We start from the raw sequence: 19284 nt of genomic DNA, 5'->3' as shown, positions 1-19284 counted from the left end.
AGCCAGGGGTGGGTGGGGAGCCCGAGGCGGCCGGTGAGCACGGTCTCGTCGGCGTCGGCGAGGGTGACGGTGGCGCCGAGCAGCGGGTGGGCGGCGGCGGTCAGGCCGAGTTCGGCCGGGTCGCCGGAGCGGGCCCGGAGGGTCGGCCAGTAGCGCTCGCGCTGGAAGGCGTACGTCGGCAGCTCGACGGGGTCGGCCTGCGGGGTGCGGGTGCCGGCGAACACCGCGTCCCAGTCGACCTCCGCGCCATGGGCCCAGAGGGTGCCCAGGGCGCCGAGCACGGTGGTCTCCTCCGGCCGGTCCTTGCGCAGGGCGGGGACGGCGACGGTGCCCGGGTCGGGCAGGTTGTCGCGGACCAGGGCGGACAGCGCGGCGTCCGGGCCGAGTTCGAGGAAGGTCCGCACGCCGCGGTCGGCGAGGGCGCGCACGCCGTCGCCGAAGCGGACGGCCTGCCGGACGTGGCGCACCCAGTATTCCGGGGTGGCCAACTCCTCGGCGGCGGCCGGGAGTCCGGTGAGGTTGGCGACGACGGGGATCTTCGGCTCGGCGAAGGTGAGGGGGGCGATGGCGTCGTGGAAGGCGTCGAGCATCGGGTCCATGAGCGGCGAGTGGAAGGCGTGGCTGACCGGGAGCCGGGTGGTGCGGCGTTCCAGGCCGTCGAAGTGCCGGCGGACGGCGAGGACGGCGTCCTCGGCGCCGGAGACGACGACGGCCCTGGGGGCGTTGATCGCGGCGATCGCGGCGCCGTCGGCCAGCAGCGGGCGCACCTCGTCCTCGGTGGCCTCCAGTGCCACCATCGCGCCGCCCGGCGGCAGTTCGTGCATGGCGGCGGCGCGGGCCGTCACCAGGGTGCAGGCGTCCGCGAGGGACAGTACGCCGGCGACGTGCGCGGCGGTGATCTCGCCGAGGGAGTGTCCGGTGACGTAGTCGGGCCGGATGTCCCAGGAGGTCAGCAGGCGGTACAGCGCGACCTCGACGGCGAACAGCGCGGGCTGGGTGTGGCGGGTGTCGTCGAGGAGGGCCCGGTCCGTACCCCAGACGACGTCGCGCAGTCGGGTGCCGAGCCGGGCGTCGAGCAGGTCGGTGGCCTCGTCGAAGGCGGCGGCGAAGACCGGGTAGCGGGCGTGGAGTGCGCGGCCCATGCCCAGGTGCTGTGCGCCCTGGCCGGAGAAGAGAACGGCCAGGTGGCCTCGGCCGGTGGTGGGGACGCTGCCGCGAGCCGCCTCGGTGAGGGTGTCGCCCTCGTGGACCAGCAGCGCACGGTGGGCGAACGCGGTGCGGGTGGTGGCGAGCGCAAAGCCGAGGTCGGCGGGGGTGCGCCCGGGCCCGGTGGTCAACGCGCGGACCCGCGTGAGCTGGTCGTCGAGGGCTGCGGCGGTGCGGGCGGCGACCGGCCACGGCACGACGCCCGGCCGCACGGGGTCAGCTGCCCCCGGCGCGGGCGCGGGCTGCGCGGCGACGCAGGCGACCGGTGCCGCACCGAGTTCCGACTCTGGCGTCAACTCGCTTTCTTGAGGCGCCTCTTCGAGGATGACGTGGGCGTTGGTACCGCTGATGCCGAAGGAGGAGACGGCGGCCCGGCGCACCCGGTCGCCCTCGGGCCAGGCGACGGGCTCGGTGAGCAGCCGTACGGCGCCGGCGTCCCAGTCGATGTGCGGGGACGGGGCGTCGATGTGCAGGGTCTGCGGGAGCAGTCCGTGGCGGAGGGCCAGCACCATCTTGATGACCCCGGTGACGCCGGCGGCGGCCTGGGTGTGGCCGAGGTTGGACTTCACGGAGCCGAGCCACAGTGGGCGGTCGGCGGGCCGGTCCTGGCCGTAGGTGGCGAGCAGTGCGCCGGCCTCGATGGGGTCGCCGAGGCGGGTGCCGGTGCCGTGTGCCTCCACCGCGTCCACGTCGCCCGGGGCGAGGCCGGCGCCGGCCAGTGCCTGGCGGATGACCCGCTGCTGGGCCGGGCCGTTGGGGGCGCTGAGGCCGTTGGAGGCGCCGTCCTGGTTGACGGCGGAGCCGCGCAGCACGGCGAGTACCGGGTGGCCGTTGCGCCGGGCGTCGGAGAGCCGTTCGACGAGGAGCAGGCCGGCGCCCTCGGACCAGGCGGTGCCGTCGGCGGCCTCGGCGAACGCCTTGCAGCGACCGTCGGAGGCCAGTCCGCCCTGGATGCTGAAGCCGGCGAAGCTCGACGAGGTTGCCATCACGGTGACGCCACCGGCCAGGGCGAGACCGCATTCACCGGCGCGGACGGCCTGTGCGGCCAGGTGCAGGGTCACCAGGGACGAGGAGCAGGCGGTGTCGAGGGTGACGGCGGGGCCTTCGAGGCCGAGGGCGAAGGCGAGGCGGCCGGAGAGCACGCTGGCGGCCAGGCCGTTGCCCGCGTAGCCGCCCAGGTCGTCCTGTGCGGCGAGGACCAGGTGCGCGTAGTCCTGGCCGTTGGTGCCGACGAACACGCCGGTGCGGGTGGAGCGCAGCCCGGCCGGGTCGATGCCGGCGCGTTCGACGGCCTCCCAGGCGGTCTCCAGGAGGAGCCGCTGCTGCGGGTCCATGGCGAGCGCTTCCCGCGGGGAGATGTCGAAGAAGCCTGGGTCGAAGTCGGCCGCGTCGGCGAGGAATCCGCCCTCCTGGGTGGCGCTGCGGTGGGGGCCGTCGCCGGCCAGGGCCGCCAGGTCCCAGCCGCGGTCGGTGGGGAACGGCTCGATACCGTCCCGGCCGGCGGACAGCAGCTCCCACAGGCCCTCCGGGGAGCGCACGCCGCCGGGCAGGCGGCAGGCCATGCCGACGATGGCCACGGGTTCGTGGCGGCCCGCTTCCAGGTCCTGGAGGCGCTGGCGGGTCTGGTGGAGGTCCACCGTGACCCACTTCAGGTAGTCGACGAGCTTCTTTTCGTCCGGCATCGTCCGTGAAACCTTCCTCAGATGTGGTGGGCGCGAGCGACGGGAGTCGGGCGGGTCAGGAGTCCGTCTGCCGGCCGAGCTCGTGGTCGATGAAGGCGAGGACCTCGTCGGCGCTCGCCGCTTCGATGCGGGCGTCGACGGCCGGCCGGCCGTCGTCCTGCCGGGTGCCGTCCCATTGGGCCAGCAACTTCCGGAGCCGCCCGGCGACGTCCTGGCGCGTGGCGTCGTCCACACCGTCCGGTGACAACTGCGCCGCGATACGGTCGAGTTCGGCCAGCGGAGAGCGGTCGGAGCCGGTCCGGTCGCCGCCGAACAGTGCCGGGTCGAGGTACCGGGCGACCGCGGCCGGGGTGGGGTGGTCGAAGACGAGCGTGGCCGGCAGCCGGGTGCCGGTGGCGGCGGCCAGCCGGGTTCGCAGTTCGACCGCCATCAGGGAGTCGAAGCCCAGCCGGTTGAAGTCCCGTTCGGCGGGGACGGCGTCCGTCCCGGTGTGGCCGAGCACGGCAGCGGTCTCGCTGCGGACCACATCGACCAGGGCCTGGTACCGCGCTCCGGCGTCCAGCGCCGCCAGGCGCCGCGCCAGTCCCCCGGTGGATCCGGCCGCGGCGGTGGTACGGCGGCGGCCGCGCACCAGGGCGCGCAGCACCGCGGGGACCTGGCCGTCGGCGGGCGCGGCGGCGGCCCAGGCGAGGCGTACCGCCACGGCGAACCCGTCGCCCCGGGCCGCGGCCGCGTCGAACAGGGCCAGGCCCTGTTCCGGTGTGAGCGGCGGCTTCCCCGAGCGCTCCAGGCGGGCCAGGTCGACGCCGCCGAGGGTGCTCGTCATGCCGGCGTCCTGGCTCCACGGTCCCCAGGCCAGCGACAGACCGGGCAGGCCCTGGGCGGCGCGGTGCGCGGCGAGCGCGTCGAGGAAGGTGTTGGCGGCGGCGTAGTTGCCCTGGCCGGGGCCGCCGGTGACGCCGGCGACCGAGGAGTACAGCACGAACCCGGCCAGGTCGAGGCCGCGGGTGGCATCGTGCAGGTGCCAGGCGGCGTCGGCCTTGGCCCGCAGGACGCCGTCCAACCGCGGAGGCGTCAGCGTGCCCACGGTGGCGTCGTCCAGTATCCCGGCGGTGTGTACGACGGCCGTCAGCGGGTGTTCCGGCGGGAGTTGGGCGAGGAGCCCGTCCAGGGCGGTGCGGTCGGCGACGTCGCAGGCGGCGACGGTGACCTCGGCGCCGAGCGTGGCCAGTTCGTCGCGCAGGGCGGTCGCGCCGGGGGCGTCCGGGCCGCGGCGGCCGGCGAGCAGCAGGTGTTTGACGCCGTGTCCGGTGACGAGATGGCGGGCCAGGACGGCGGCCAGACCACCGGTGCCGCCGGTGATCAGAACGGTGCCGTCGCGGTCCCAGGCCCGCACCGGGTGCGGTGCGGTGCTGTCGGGCCCGCCGGTGGCGCCGGTCAGTCGGGCGACGGTCAGTGTGCCGCCGCGCACCGCGGCCTGGGTCTCGCCCGCGTCGAGCAGGGCCGCCAGGCCGTCCGGTGCGGCGGCGCGGGCGGCTCCCGCGGGGTCGGCGGGGTCGAGGTCGAGCAGCAGGAAGCTGCCGGGGTGCTCCGACTGCGCCGAGCGGACCAGCCCCCAGACCGGGGCCGCGGCCAGATCGGGCACGTCCTCGGTTCCGGCGGCCACCGCACCTCGGGTGACGATGACCAGGCGCGCGTCCGTGGTGCGGGCGTCGGCGGTCCAGCTCTGCAGCAGTTCCAGCACCGCCGTGGTGGTGGCGCGGATCGCGGCGGGCAGGTCGCCGTCCCGGGGCGGCGCACCGATCACCGGCGCGAGCACGAGCGGGGGCAGCGGCGCACCGCTGTCCAGCAACTCGGCCAGCGACACCACGCGCCCGGGGCCGCCCTCCGCGGACCCCAACACCGCCGCGAACTCCGGCCGTTCGCCGCCGAGCACGGCGTACGGGTGCCTGGCGCCGGTACGTGTGACCTCGGGTGCGGGCACCCAGTCCAGGTCGAGCAGGACCGCCCCGGAGCCGGCCGTCCCCGCCTCCGGCCGCTCGACGACGGGCGTGCCCAGGGTGATCCCGGTGACGGAGACGACCGGGGCGCCCTGCGGGTCGGCGGCCTCCAGGGCCCAGGTGTCCGCGCCGTCCGGGGTCAGGCGGACCCGTAGGGAGGTGGCGGACGCGGCGTGCAGCGCGAGGCCCTGCCAGCCGAGGGCGTCGAGGGTCGCGTCGCCGTCGAGCAGGCCGGCGGCGCGGGCCGCGGTGTCCAGGAGTGCCGGGTGGAGCGCGAACGCCCGCTCGGCCGGCCCGAGTTCGGGGATGTCGATCTCGGCGAAGACCTGGTCGCCCCGCCGCCAGGCCGACGCGATTCCGGCGGGTCCGGTGGTGGTGAGCGGTGCGTCGCAGGGCACGGCGCGCTCCGGCGGCCAGACCGGGTCCGCCGCCGGGGGCTGCGGGATGTCGTGGGTGAGGACCGCGGTGGCGTGCCGGGTCCAGGGGCCGTCGGTGCCGTCGTCGGGCCGGGTGTGCACGGACAGCGCGCGCCGGCCGGCGGCGTCGGGCGTGGCCACCTTGACCTGGAGGCGTTGGGCCTGCGTGCCGGTGAGGACGAGCGGTGCGGTGACGGTCAGTTCCGCCACGGTCGGGCAGTCGGCCTCGTCGGCGGCGCGGACGGCGAGTTCGGCGAGGACCGCGGCCGGCAGGACGGTCCGACCGTCCTGTTCGTAGGCCGCCAGCCACGGCTGGGTGGTGGCCGACAGGCGGCCGGTGAGCAGGATCTCCGCGGATCCGGCGACGGTGGTCGCGGCGCCGAGCAGCGGGTGCCGGCCGGCTTCCAGACCGAGGCCGCCGGCGTCGCCGGGCGTCCCGGTGGCGAGGGAGGGCCAGAACCGTTCGCGCTGGAAGGCGTAGGTGGGCAGGTCGACCCGTCGTCCACCGGTGCCGGCCAGGACCCCGGTCCAGTCGACGTCGACGCCGGCCACGTGCAGCCGGGCGGCTGCGGTGAGGGCCGCGGGCTCCTCGGGGCGGTCCTTGCGCAGGGCGGGCACCACGACGGCGTCCCCGTCGGGCAGGCAGGCGGCGGTCAGGGCGGACAGGACGCCGTCGGGGCCGATCTCCAGGAAGGCTGTGGCGCCGCGGTCGGCCAGCGCGCGGACGCCGTCGGCGAACCGGACGGTCGCCCGGACATGCCGCACCCAGTAGTCCGCGGTGCACAACTCCCCCGCCGCGGCCACCTCGCCGGTCACGTTCGACACCACGGGGATGCGCGGCTCCTGGTAGTCGAGGCTTTCGGCGACCGCGCGGAACGCGTCCAGCATCGGGTCCATCAACGGTGAGTGGAAGGCATGACTGACCGCAAGGCGACGGGTCCGCCGCCCCCGCTCCACCAACCGATCGACGACCTGCGCAACACCCTCCTCCGCACCGGAAACCACCACCGACACCGGCCCGTTCACCGCGGCAACCGCCACCCCCTCCACCAACAGCGGCGCAACGTCCCGCTCGGCGGCCTCCACCGCCACCATCACGCCGCTCACCGGCAACGCGTCCATCAACCGAGCCCGCGCCACCACCAAACGGCACGCATCCACCAACGACAACACCCCGGCCACATGAGCGGCCGCCACCTCTCCCACCGAATGCCCGGCCACCCACTCCGGCCGCACCCCCCACGAGGACACCAACCGGAACAACGCCACCTCCACCGCGAACAACGCCGGCTGGGTGTAGCGAGTACGGTCCAACACCTCCGGCTCCGCGCCCCACATCACCTCCCGCAACGACCCACCCTCCGCGGCCCCAACACCCGACTCCGCGTCCAACAACTCGACCACCGCGTCGAAGGCATCGGCGAACACCGGGAAAGCGGCGTGCAGTTCACGCCCCATGCCCAACCGCTGAGCACCCTGCCCCGAGAACAGGAACGCGGTGCTGCGTTCGCGGGCCTCGGCGCGGGCGGCCTCGGTGATGCCGTCGGCGGCGGCCAGCAGGACGGCCCGGTGTTCAAAGGTGGACCGGCTGGTGACGAGCGAGTGGGCCAGGTCGGCGGGCCGCGGGCCGGCCTGGTCGGCGGCGCAGGCCCGCACCCGCGCGAGCTGGGCGTCGAGTGCGGCGGCCGACCGTGCCGAGACGGCCCACGGGGTGACGGCGGGCGTCCGCGTCGCTGCCTCCGGTGCGGTGTCCGGTTCGCGCGGCGGGGCCTGTTCCAGGATGACGTGGGCGTTGGTGCCGCTGATTCCGAACGAGGAGACCCCGGCCCGGCGGACCCGACCGGTCTCCGGCCACCCGGTGGACTCGGTGAGCAGGTGCACGGCGCCGGTGGACCAGTCGACCCGGGTGGAGGGGTCCGTGACGTGCAGGGTCCGCGGCAGTGTGCCGTGTTGGAGGGCCAGCACCATCTTGACCAGGCCGGCGACGCCGGCGGCGGCCTGGGTGTGGCCGATGTTGGACTTCACCGAGCCGAGCAGCAGCGGCCGGTCCTGCGGACGGTCCTGGCCGTAGGTGGCGAGGAGTGCCTGGGCCTCGATGGGGTCGCCGAGGACGGTGCCGGTGCCGTGCGCCTCGACGGCGTCCACGTCGGCCGGGGACAGGCCGCCGCTGGCCAGGGCCTGGCGGATGACGCGCTGCTGGGCCGGGCCGTTGGGCGCCGTCAGGCCGTTGGAAGCACCGTCCTGGTTGACGGCCGAGCCCCGCACCACGGCCAGGATGTCATGACCGTTGCGGAGCGCGTCCGAGCGGCGTTCGACGACGAGGACGCCCACGCCCTCGGACCAGCCGGTGCCGTCGGCCGTGTCGGAGAACGCCTTGCAGTGGCCGTCCGGCGCCAGGCCGCCCTGTCGGGTGAAGCCGGCGAAGCTGGTCGAGGTCGTCATGACGGTGACGCCGCCGGCCAGGGCCATGGTGCACTCGCCCGAGCGCAGTGCCTGGGCGGCCCAGTGCAGGGCGACGAGCGAGGAGGAGCAGGCGGTGTCGACGGTGACCGCGGGGCCCTCGAAGCCGAAGGCGTAGGCGAGCCGGCCGGAGATGACGCTGGCCGCCAGTCCGGTGCCGGCGTGTCCTTCGACGTCTTCCTGGGCGCGCAGCACGAGGCCGGCGTAGTCCTGGCCGTTGGTGCCGACGAAGACGCCGGTGCGGGTGCCGCGCAGCCGGGTCGGGTCGGTGCCGGTGCGCTCGACGGCTTCCCAGGCGGTCTCCAGCAGGAGCCGCTGCTGCGGGTCCATGGCGAGGGCTTCGCGCGGGGAGATGTCGAAGAAACCGGCGTCGAAGTCGGCCGCGTCGTAGAGGAATCCGCCGACCCGGGTGGCGCTGTGGCCCTGGCCGTCGCCGGCGAGCACGTCGAGGTCCCAGCCGCGGTCGGTGGGGAACGCGTCGATGCCGTCGCGGCCTTCGGTGAGCAGCTGCCAGAACTCCTCGGGGGTGGTGACGCCGCCGGGGAAGCGGCAGGCCATGCCGACGACGACGATCGGGTCGTCGTCCGCCGCGGGCGCCGGTGCCGACGGTGTCGCGGAGGCCAACTCGACCTGAGTGCCGGTGAGTTCGGTGCGGAGGTGCTCGGCGAGCGCACGTGGTGTGGGGTGGTCGAAGACGAGGCTGGGCGGGAGGGCCAGTCCGGTGGCGGCGGCCAGGGTGTTGCTCAGTTCCACCGCGGTCAGCGAGTCGAAGCCGAGGTCCCGGAAGGGCCTGTCGGCCCGGATGGCGTCGGCTCCGGTGGCTCCGGTGTGGCCGAGCACCGCGGCGGCCGTGGTCCGGACGATGCGGAGGAGGACGGCCGGGCGGTCGGCGGGTGCGGTGCCGGCCAGTCGGTCGCGCAGGCCGGCCGCGGCGCCGGCGTGTTGGCGGTGCGCCTCCTGGACGGCGCGGGCCGCGGTGCGGGCGGCGGGCAGCCTGCCGAGCAGCGGGCTGGGCCGCAGCGTCAGCAGCGATTCCAGGAGTCGTGGCTGCTGGAGGTCGGCGAGGACGAGGGTGGGCTGCGGTTCGGTCACCGCGCGGGCCAGGGCCGGTACGGCGAGGTCCGGGGCGAGCAGGCCGACGGATCCGGCACCGGGGCGGGTGTGGCGGGCGGCCATGCCGTCGCCGGCCCAGGCGCCCCAGGCGAGCGAGGTGGCCGCACGCCCCTGGGCGCGGCGGCGTTCGGCGAGCGCGTCGAGGACCGCGTTGGCGGCGGCGTAGCTGGCCTGGCCGGGGTTGCCGACGGCGCCGGCGACGGACGAGAACAGGGCGAAGACCGCCAGGTCACTGTCCCGGGTCAGCTCGTCGAGGAGGACGGCGGAGGCGACCTTGGCGCGGAAGACCGGGGCGAACCGGTCCGGGGTGAGGCCGGTCAGCACGCCGTCGTCGAGCACGCCGGCGGTGTGCACCACGGCGGTCAGCGGGCAGTCCTCCGGTACGTCGGCGAGGACCTGCGTCATCTGCTGCCGGTCGGCGGCGTCGCAGGCCACGAGGGTGACGCGGGCGCCGAGGGCGGTCAGTTCGGTGGACAGTTCGGCCGCGCCGGGCGCGTCGGGGCCGCGGCGGCTGAGCAGCAGCAGGTGGTCGGCGCCGTGGGCGGCGAGCCAGCGGGCCACGTGCCGGCCGAGTGCCCCGGTGCCGCCGGTGACCAGGACGGTGCCGGTCGGCTGCCACTGCGCGCCCGGCCCGTCGTCGGGGGTGGGGGCGGGGACGATGCGGCGGCCGTAGGCGCCGGTGGCGCGCAGGGCGATCTGGTCCTCGTGACCGTCGCCGGCCAGTGCGGCGGGCAGGCGGTGCGCGGTGCGCTCGTCGAGGGCGACCGGCAGGTCGATCAACCCGCCCCAGTGGCCCGGGAGTTCGAGGGCGGCGACCCGGCCGAGGCCCCAGACGGCGGCCTGGGCGGGGGCGGTCGGCTGCTCGCCGGGGAGCGCGGCGACGGCTCCGCGGGTCAGGGCCCACAGCGGGGCCGGGCAGCCGGTGTCGGCGAGGGCCTGGACGAGCGCGGCGGTGGCCGTGGTGCCGGCGGGCACCGCGTCGTCGCCGGTGGTCTCGTCGAGTGCGAGCAGGGAGACGACGGCGGTGCGGCCGCGGTTCTGCGCCGTCCCGGTGAGCAGGGCGGTGAGCGCGGCCCGGCCGGTGCCGTCGGTCGGGACGTCCACCCGGTGGGTGTCCGGGCCGAGGACGGCGACGACCTCGGCGACCCACGGGTCGTCGGCCGCGGCGGCGGGCACCAGCACCAGGGCGCCGCCGGGGTGCCGCGTACCGCCGAGCGACAGCGGCTCCCAGATTTCCCGGTAGCGCAGGGCGTTGGTGGCCGAGTCGGTGCGGCGTCGGGTGCGCCAGGCGGACAGCGCGGGCAGGACGGCGCCGAGCCGGTCGCCGTCGACATCCAGGCGGGCGGCCAGTTCCGACACGTCCGCGCGCTCCACCGCGGCCCAGAACTCCGCGTCCGCCGGGTCGGTGCCACCGTCCTCGTGCCCGGTGGCCAGTTCCGGCCAGAACCGCTCACGTTGGAAGGCGTAGGTGGGCAGGTCGGCGCCGCGTGCCCCGGTGCCGGCCAGGGCGGCGGCCCAGTCGACGGTCACTCCGGCGACGTGCAGCCGGGCCAGGCCGGTGAGCAGGGCAGTCGGTTCGTCGCGGTCCTTGCGCAGGGCGGGCACCACGACGGCGTCCCCGTCGGGCAGGCAGGCAGCGGTCAGCGCGGACAGGACGCCGTCGGGACCGATCTCCAGGAAGGCGGTGACGCCGCGATCGGCCAGCGCGCGGACGCCGTCAGCGAACCGGACGGTCGCCCGGACATGCCGCACCCAGTAGTCCGCAGTGCACAACTCCCCCGCCGCGGCCACCCCGCCCGTCACGTTCGACACCACGGGAATACGCGGCTCCCCGTAGTCCAGGCCCTCGGCGACCGCGCGGAACTCCTCCACCATCGGGTCCATCAACGGCGAATGGAAGGCATGACTGACCGTCAGACGACGAGTCCGCCGTCCCTGTCCGGCCAACGCGTCCACGACCGGGCCAACGGCCGCCTCCGCACCGGAGAGCACCACCGACGTCGGCCCGTTGACCGCGGCAATCGCCACGCCGTCCACCAGCAGCGGCGCCACGTCCCGCTCGGCGGCCTCCACCGCCACCATCACGCCGCCCGCCGGCAGTGCGTCCATCAACCGGGCCCGCGCCACCACCAACCGGCACGCATCCGCCAACGACAACACTCCGGCCACCTGCGCGGCCGCGATCTCACCGACCGAATGCCCCGCCACGAACTCCGGCCGCACTCCCCACGAGGACACCAGACCGAACAGCGCCACCTCCACCGCGAACAACGCCGGCTGGGTGAAGCGAGTACGGTCCAACACCTCCGACTCCGCACCCCACATCGCGTCCCGCAACGACCCGGCGGAACCGGCTCCACCGGCACCGCCGGCGGCCAACTCGGCGTCCAACAGCTCGACCACCGCGTCGAAGGCATCGGCGAACACCGGGATAGCGGCGTGCAGTTCACGCCCCATGCCCAACCGCTGAGCACCCTGCCCCGAGAACAGGAACGCGGTGCGGTGCGGTGTCGCCGCTCCCCTGGCGACCTCGATCAGGTCGGCGGCGGCCAGGTCGGCGGCGTCGGTCATCGGAGAGCCGCCGGGGGCGAGCAGGACGGCGCGGTGTTCGAAGAGGGAGCGGCCGGTGGCCAGGGTGTGCGCGGTGTCGAGGGGCGGCAGGGTGGTGGCGGCGGTGCGCAGGCGGTCCAGTTGGGCGTCGAGGGCGGCCGAGGTCTGCGCGGAGACGGGCCAGGCCACCACCGCGGGTGCGGGCCGGCCTTCGACGGCAGCGGGCCGGGGCTCGGCCGGTGGCTGTTCCAGGATGACGTGGGCGTTGGTACCGCTGATGCCGAACGAGGAGACCCCGGCCCGGCGGACCCGACCGGTCTCCGGCCAGGCAGTGGACTCGGTGAGCAGATGCACGGTGCCGTCCGACCAGTCCACGTGCGAGGACGGCTCGGTGACGTGCAGGGTCTGCGGCAGCGTGCCGTGCCGCATGGCCAGCACCATCTTGACCAGGCCGGCCGCGCCGGCGGCGGACTGGGTGTGGCCGATGTTGGACTTCACCGAACCGAGCAGCAGCGGCCGTTCGGGGTCACGGTCGGTGCCGTAGGTGGCGATCAGTGCCTGGGCCTCGATGGGGTCGCCGAGCGGGGTGCCGGTGCCGTGCGCCTCGACGGCGTCCACGTCGACCGGGGACAGGCCCGCGTTGGCGAGGGCCTGCCGGATGACCCGCTGCTGGGCCGGGCCGTTGGGCGCCGTCAGGCCGTTGGAGGCACCGTCCTGGTTGACGGCCGAGCCGCGCACCAGGGCGAGCACGCGGTGGCCGGCGCGCCGGGCGGCGGAGAGGCGTTCCAGGACGAGTACGGCGGCGCCTTCGGACCAGCCGGTGCCGTCGGCGGAGTCGGAGAACGCCTTGCAGCGGCCGTCCTGGGCGAGGCCGCCCATCCGGGAGAAGCCGGTGAAGTTGGCGGCCGTGGTCATGACGGTGACGCCGCCGGCCAGGGCCATGGTGCACTCGCCGGCGCGCAGCGCCTGGGCGGCCAGGTGCAGGGACACCAGGGAGGAGGAGCAGGCGGTGTCCACGGAGAGGGCCGGGCCCTCCAGTCCGAGGGCGTAGGCGAGGCGGCCGGAGACGACGCTGACGGCGAGGCCGGTGGTGGCGTGGCCGGCGATGTCGTCCCGGGAGCGCATCACCAGGCCGGAGTAGTCCTGGCCGCTGACGCCCATGAAGACGCCGGTGTGGCTGCCGCGCAGGGCGTGCGGGTCGATACCGGCGCGTTCGGCGGCCTCCCAGGCGACTTCGAGGAGGATGCGCTGCTGCGGGTCCATGGCGAGCGCCTCGCGCGGCGAGATGCCGAAGAACGCGGCGTCGAAGTCGGCGACGTCGCGGAGGAATCCGCCCTGGCCGGCGAGGGCGCCGGGGATGCCGCCGCCGAGCGGCGGGTGGCGGTCCCACTCGCGGTCGGCGGGGAAGCCGGTGATCGCGTCGGTGCCGGCCGCCACCAGCTCCCACAGGTCCTCCGGCGAGCCGACGCCGCCGGGGAAGCGGCAGCTCATGCCGACGATGACGATCGGGTCGTCGTCCGCTGCGGCGGCCGGTGCGGCGGCGGTGACGGCCACCGCGGCGTCCGTGCCGAGGAGTTCGTCGTGGAGGTAGCCGGCGAGCCGGTCGGGGGTCGGGTAGTCGAAGATCAGCGTGGCGGGCAGGGGGAGGCCGGTGGCCTTGCCGAGCCGGTTGCGCAGCTCGATGGCGGTCAGCGAGTCGAAGCCGAGCTGCCGGAATTCGCGGCGGGCGTCGACGGGGTCGGCGGAGCCGTGGCCGAGGACGGTGGCGGCTTCGGTGCGCACCAGCTCGACGAGGAACGGTGTGCGCTCCTCCTCCGGGAGGGCGGCGAGGCGTTCGGCCAGGCCCGCGCGGGAGACGCCGGCGGAGCCGGCCCGGGCGCGGCGGCCGCTGGTGCGGACCAGGCCGCGCAGTACGGCGGGGACGCCGGCCGCGGCGGGCAGTGTGCCGCCGGTCAGGCCGAGGGGGACGATCAGCGGTTCGTCGGCGGCGGTGGCGGCGTCGTACAGGGCGAGGCCGCGTGCGGCGGAGAGCAGCGGTGGGCCGCCGGCGTCGCCGACCCGGCGGAGGTCGTGGTCGGTCAGGGTGCCGGTCATGCCGGCGCCCTGTTCCCAGGCGCCCCAGGCGAGCGAGGTGGCGGGCAGGCCGAGGGCGTGGCGGTGGGCGGCGAGCGCGTCGAGGAAGGTGTTGCCGGCCGCGTAGTTGGCCTGGCCCGGGCCGCCCATGACGCCGGCGGTCGAGGAGTACAGCACGAACCCGGTCAGGTCGAGGTCGTGCGTGAGGTCGTGCAGGTGCCAGGCGGCGTCGACCTTGGGCCGGAGGACGGCGGCGAGGCGGTCGGGGGTAAGGGAGGTGAGGGTGCCGTCGTCGAGCACGCCGGCGGTGTGCACGACCGCGGTGAGGGGGTGTTCGGCGGGCACGGTGGCGAGGAGTGCGGCGAGGGCGTCGCGGTCGGCGGCGTCGCAGGCGGCGAGGGTGACGTCGGCGCCGAGCGCGGTGAGTTCCGCGTGGAGTTCCGGGGCGCCGGGTGCGTCGGGTCCGCGGCGGCCGGCGAGGAGGAGGTGGCGGGCGCCGTGTTCGGTGACCAGGTGGCGGGCGAGCAGGCCGGCCAGGCCGCCGGTGCCGCCGGTGATCAGGACGGTGCCGTCGGGGTTGAGCGGCTGGGGCACGGTCAGCACGATCTTGCCGATGTGCTGGGCCAGGCTCATGAAGCGGAACGCCTCGCCGGCGCGGCGGACGTCCCAACTGCGGACCGGCAGCGGGCTGAGGACGTCGCGGTCGAACAGGTCGACGAGGTCGCGCAGCATCTGCTGGATGCGTTCGGGGTCGACCGTGCCGAGGTCGAAGGAGTGGTAGGAGAGGTTGTCCGGGACGGAGTCCGCGGGGCGGATGTCGGTCTTGCCCATCTCCAGGAAGCGGCCGCCGTCGCCGAGCAGCCGCATCGAGGCGTCGACGAACTCGCCCGACAGCGCGTTCAGTACGACGTCCAGGCCGTCGGCTCCGGCGACCTCGGCGAACGCCGCCTCGAAGTCCAGGGAGCGGGAGGAGGCAATGTGGTCGTCGGCCACCCCCAGCGAACGCAGCACCTCCCACTTGCCCTCACTGGCCGTGGCGAACACCTCGGCACCAAGATGCCGGGCGATCTGGATCGCAGCCATCCCGACACCGCCGGCACCGGCATGCACCAGCACCCTCTCCCCCGCCCGCAGACCACCCAACTCCTTCAGGGCGTAGTACGCGGTGAGGAACACCAACGGCACAGAGGCACCCGTCTCCCAGGACCAGCCGTCGGGGACCGGGGTGAGCAGGCGTGCGTCGGCGATGCCGAGCGGCCCGAAGCCGCCGAAGAGCATGCCCATCACGCGGTCGCCGGGGGCGAGACCGGTGACGTCCGGCCCGACCTCGACGACCACACCGGCCGCCTCCGAACCGAACAACCCCGCATCACCGGGGTACATACCGAGCGCGTTGAGGACGTCCCGGAAGTTCAGGCCCGCCGCGCGGATGCCGACGCGTACCTCGTGGCCGGTGAGCGGCCGTTGTACCTCGGGGTGGGGTTGCAGGGCGAGGCCGTCGAGGCTGCCCTTGGCGCGGCTGCCCAGGCGCCACGGCGTACCGGGCGGCGGGACGAGGCCGCGGCCGGAGTCCAGGCGGGCGAGCCGGCCGACGCGGACCGTGCCGCCGCGGACCAGTGCCTGGGGTTCGTCGGCGTCGAAGAGGGCGGGCAGGAACGGGAGTTGGGCTGCGGACTCGCTGGTGTCGTCGAGGTCGACGAGCAGCAGACGGCCGGGGTTCTCGGACTGGGCGGCGCGCACCAGGCCCCAGACCGGGGCGGCGGCCAGGTCGAGCGGGCCGGACTCGCCGTCGGCGACCGCGCCTCGGGTGACGAGCAGCAGCCGGGACGGGGCGAGGCGGTCCTCGGCCAGCCATGCCTGGAGCAGTGCCAGGACGGTGCGGGTCAGGTCGTGGGCGGCCTCCGGTCCGCGGTCGGTGGCGCCGCACAGGGGTACGGCGACGATGTCGGGCACGGGCCGGTCGTCGCGGGCGGTGAGTTCGGCGAGGGTGGCGAGGGGCGCGTGGAGGTCCGCGACGGTTTCGGGGCCGGCGGCGGTGAGTGCCGCGGTCAGGCCGAGCGGGTCGTCGCCGAGGACGGCCCAGGTGGCGGGGGTGGTGGGGGCGTGGACGGTGCGGGGCGTCCAGTCCATGCGGAAGAGGGAGCCCGCGTCGGCGCGGTGGTCGGCGGTGTCGGGACCGGCGGCGCGCAGCGTCAGGGACTCGACGGAGATGACCGGGCGGCCCTGCGGGTCGACGGCGGTGATCTCCACGGCGTCGGTACCGCAGTTGGTGATCCGGACGCGCAGCGCGGCCGCGCCGGAGGCGTGCAGGGACACGCCGTTCCAGGCGAACGGCAGGAGGCTGCGGTGGTCGCCGTCGGCGGAGGCGAAGAGGGTGCTGTGCAGGACGGCGTCGAAGAGGGCGGGGTGCAGGCCGAACGTGTCGGCGTCGGTGACGCCGTCGGGCAGTGCGACCTCGGCGTAGATCTCCGCGTCGCGGCGCCACACGGCACGCAGGCCGCGGAAGACCGGCCCGTAGTCGAGTCCGTTGGCGCGGTAGCGGTCATAGAGGCCGTCGAGGGTGATGGATTCCGCGTCGCGGGGTGGCCAGGCGGTGGTGTCGAAGGCGAGGACGTGCTCGCCGTCGGTGATCCGGCCGGTGGCGTGCTGGGTCCAGGCGGCGTCCTGGTCGGCCCCGGGGCGGGTGAAGAACCGCAGGTCGCGGGCGCCGTCCTGGTCGGCGGCGCCGACCGCGATCTGCATCTGGACGGTGCCGGTGGCGGGCAGGACCAGCGGTGCGGCGAGCATCAGCTCCTCGACGCGATCACAGCCGACCTGGTCGGCGGCGCGGACGGCCAGTTCGAGGAAACCGGTGCCGGGGAAGAAGACCATGCCGCCGACGACGTGGTCGGCGAGCCAGGGGTGGGTGGCGAGCGACAGGGTGCCGGTGAGGAGGAGTTCATCGGATCCGGCGACGGACATGGCGGCGCCGAGCAGCGGGTGGTCGGCGGCGGCCAGCCCGAGACCGGTGGCGTCGGCCGGTCGGTAGGTGGTCTTGGGCCAGTAGCGCTCGTACTGGAAGGCGTACGTCGACAGGTCGGTGCGGCGGGCCCCGGTGCCGGCGTAGAACGCCGTCCAGTCCACCGGTACGCCGGCGGTGTGCAGCCGGGCCAGTGCGGCGACCGCGGACGGCTCCTCGTCCCGGTCCTTGCGCAGGACGGGGACGGTCACGGTGTCGGGGGCGGACTGCTGGGCCAGGGCGGCGAGCGTGCCGTCGGGGCCGAGTTCGAGGAAGGCGCCGACGCCGGCGTCGGTGAGGGCGCGGATGCCGTCGGCGAAGCGGACCGCCTCGCGGACGTGCCGGACCCAGTAGTCGGCCGTGCCGAGCAGGGTGCCGTCGGCGACCGCGCCGGTGAGGTTGGAGACCACCGGGATCTGCGGTTCGCCGTAGGTGAGGCCCTCGGCGACCGCGCGGAACTCCGCCAGCATCGGGTCCATCAGCGGTGAGTGGAAGGCGTGGCTGACGCGGAGCCGGGTGGTGCGGCGGCCCTGTTCGGCCAGGCGGGCGGCGACGGCGAGGGTGGCGGTCTCGTCGCCGGAGACGACGAGCGAGGTCGGGCCGTTGACCGCGGCGATCGCGACGCCGTCGGTGAGCAGCGGCGTCACCTCGTCCTCGGTGGCCTCGACGGCGACCATGGCGCCACCACGGGGCAGTGCCTGCATCAGGTTGGCGCGGGCGGCCACGAGGGTGCAGGCGTCCTCCAGGGAGAACACCCCGGCGACGTGGGCGGCGGCGATCTCGCCGATGGAGTGGCCGGCGACGAAGTTCGGGGTGACGCCCCACGATTCGGTGAGGCGGTACAGCGCGACCTCGATGGCGAAGAGCGCGGGCTGGGTGCAGCCGGTCTCGTTCAGGGGGGCGTCGTCGGTGCCCCAGATCACTTCCCGCAGGGCGCCGCCCAGTTCGGCGTCGAGCAGGTCCACGGTGGTGTCGAGGGCCTGGGCGAACACCGGGAAGCGGTCGTACAACTCCCGCCCCATGCCGAGGCGTTGGGCGCCCTGTCCGGAGAAGAGGGCGGCGCAGCGGGTGCGGGCGGCGGCGTGTCCTTCGTGACTGCCGGGGGCGGTGCCGTGCGCGAGCCAGGCGGTGAGGGCGGCGCGGCCGGCGGCGCCGTCCGGGCCGGTGACGACGGCGAGCCGGTGCTCCAGGGCGGCGCGGGTGGTGGCGAGGGAGAACGCGGTGTCGAGGGCGGTGGGCGCGCCGTCGGTGTCGAGGTGGTCGAGCAGGGCGGTGGCCTGGGCGTGCAGGGCGGCCCCGGTGCGGGCGGAGAGCAGCCACGGCAGTGCCTGTGGGGTGCGGGGCGGGGTGTCGTCGGGGGCGGGGGCGGGGGTGTCCGGGGCCTGTTCGACGATGACGTGGGCGTTGGTGCCGCTGACGCCGAAGGAGGAGACGCCGGTGCGGCGGGGCCGGCCGGTCGTGGGCCACGGGCGGGCGTCGGTGAGGAGTTCGACGTTGCCGGCAGTCCAGTCGACGTGGGTGGAGGGCCGGTCGACGTGCAGGGTTTCCGGGAGGATGCCGTGCCGCATCGCCATGATCATTTTGATCACGCCGGCGACGCCGGACGCCGCCTGGGTGTGGCCCATGTTCGACTTGATCGAGCCGAGCAGCACGGGGTGGGCGCGGTCCTGGCCGTAGGTGGCGAGGATGCTCTGGGCCTCGATGGGGTCGCCGAGCGGGGTGCCGGTGCCGTGGGCTTCGACGGCGTCGATGTCGCCGGGGGTGAGGCCGGCGTTGGCGAGCGCCTGGCGGATGACGCGCTGCTGGGAGGGGCCGTTGGGGGCGGTGAAGCCGTTGGAGGCGCCGTCCTGGTTGACGGCGGAGCCGCGGACCACGGCGAGCACCGGGTGGCCGTGGCGGTGGGCGTCGGAGAGCCGTTCCAGCAGCAGCACGCCGGCGCCTTCGGACCAGCCGGTGCCGTCGGCGGAGTCCGCGAACGCCTTGCAGCGGCCGTCCCGGGCCAGTCCGCCCTGGCGGCTGAACTCGACCAGTGAGCCCGGTGTGGCCATCACGTTGACGCCGCCGGCCAGCGCCATCCCGCATTCGCCGTTGCGCAGCGCCTGTACGGCCAGGTGCAGGGCGACCAGCGACGAGGAGCAGGCGGTGTCGACGGTGAGCGCGGGGCCTTCGAGGCCGAGGGTGTAGGAGAGCCGGCCGGAGGCGGCGCTGGCGGCGATACCGGTGCCGACGTCGCCGGTGGCGTCGTCCAGGGAGCGGACGAGGAGGTAGGCGTAGTCCTGTCCGTTGGTGCCGATGAACGCGCCCGTGCGGGTGGAGCGCAGGGCGGTGGCGTCGATGCCGGCCCGCTCGACGGCCTCCCAGGCGGTGGTCAGCAGGAGTCGCTGCTGGGGGTCCATGGTGACCGCTTCACGCGGCGAGATCCCGAAGAACCCGGGGTCGAAGTCGGCGATGCAGTCCAGGAATCCGCCGCGCTGGCTGACCTCGGTGTCCCGGGCGTCGGTACCGCTGTTGCGCAGTGCGTCGAGGTCCCAGCCGCGGTCCGCGGGGAATCCGGAGATCACGTCGGTGCCGGCGGCAACCATCTCCCAGAGCGCTTCCGGGGAGTTGACGGCGCCGGGGAAGCGGCAGGCCATACCGACCACGGCGATCGGTTCGGTGGCCGCCGCGACCAGCATCCGGTTCTGCCGCCGGAGCCGGTCGGTCTCCTTGACCGCGGCGCGGAGTGCGGCGACTACTGCCTTATCGGGGGTGTCGGGGTTATCGGGGTTGCCGGGCGCGTTCATCGT

General features: G+C 75.3%; 2 protein-coding genes. Both read right to left on the bottom strand.

Annotated features, from left to right (window positions below; translation table 11 throughout):
• The coding region (locus ACFVT2_RS38745; RefSeq protein WP_390025975.1) for a type I polyketide synthase at positions 1 to 2888 on the bottom strand (2888 nt) is incomplete at its 3' end.
• Between the two features lie 55 nt (positions 2889 to 2943).
• A complete protein-coding gene (locus ACFVT2_RS38740) occupies positions 2944 to 19281 on the bottom strand; it encodes a type I polyketide synthase (RefSeq protein ID WP_390025973.1) in 16338 nt (5445 codons plus the stop codon).
• Between the last annotated feature and the right edge of the window lie 3 nt (positions 19282 to 19284).

Origin of the sequence: Streptomyces sp. NPDC058000, from assembly GCF_042886435.1 — a bacterium.
GTDB lineage: Bacteria > Actinomycetota > Actinomycetes > Streptomycetales > Streptomycetaceae > Streptomyces.
This window is presented reverse-complemented; position numbering and strand designations above follow the sequence as displayed.

Bases quoted from the DNA above. Each gene is read 5' to 3' on its own strand.
- ACFVT2_RS38740 (WP_390025973.1), bottom strand. From the start codon at position 19,281: ATGAACGCGCCCGGCAACCCCGATAACCCCGACACCCCCGATAAGGCA.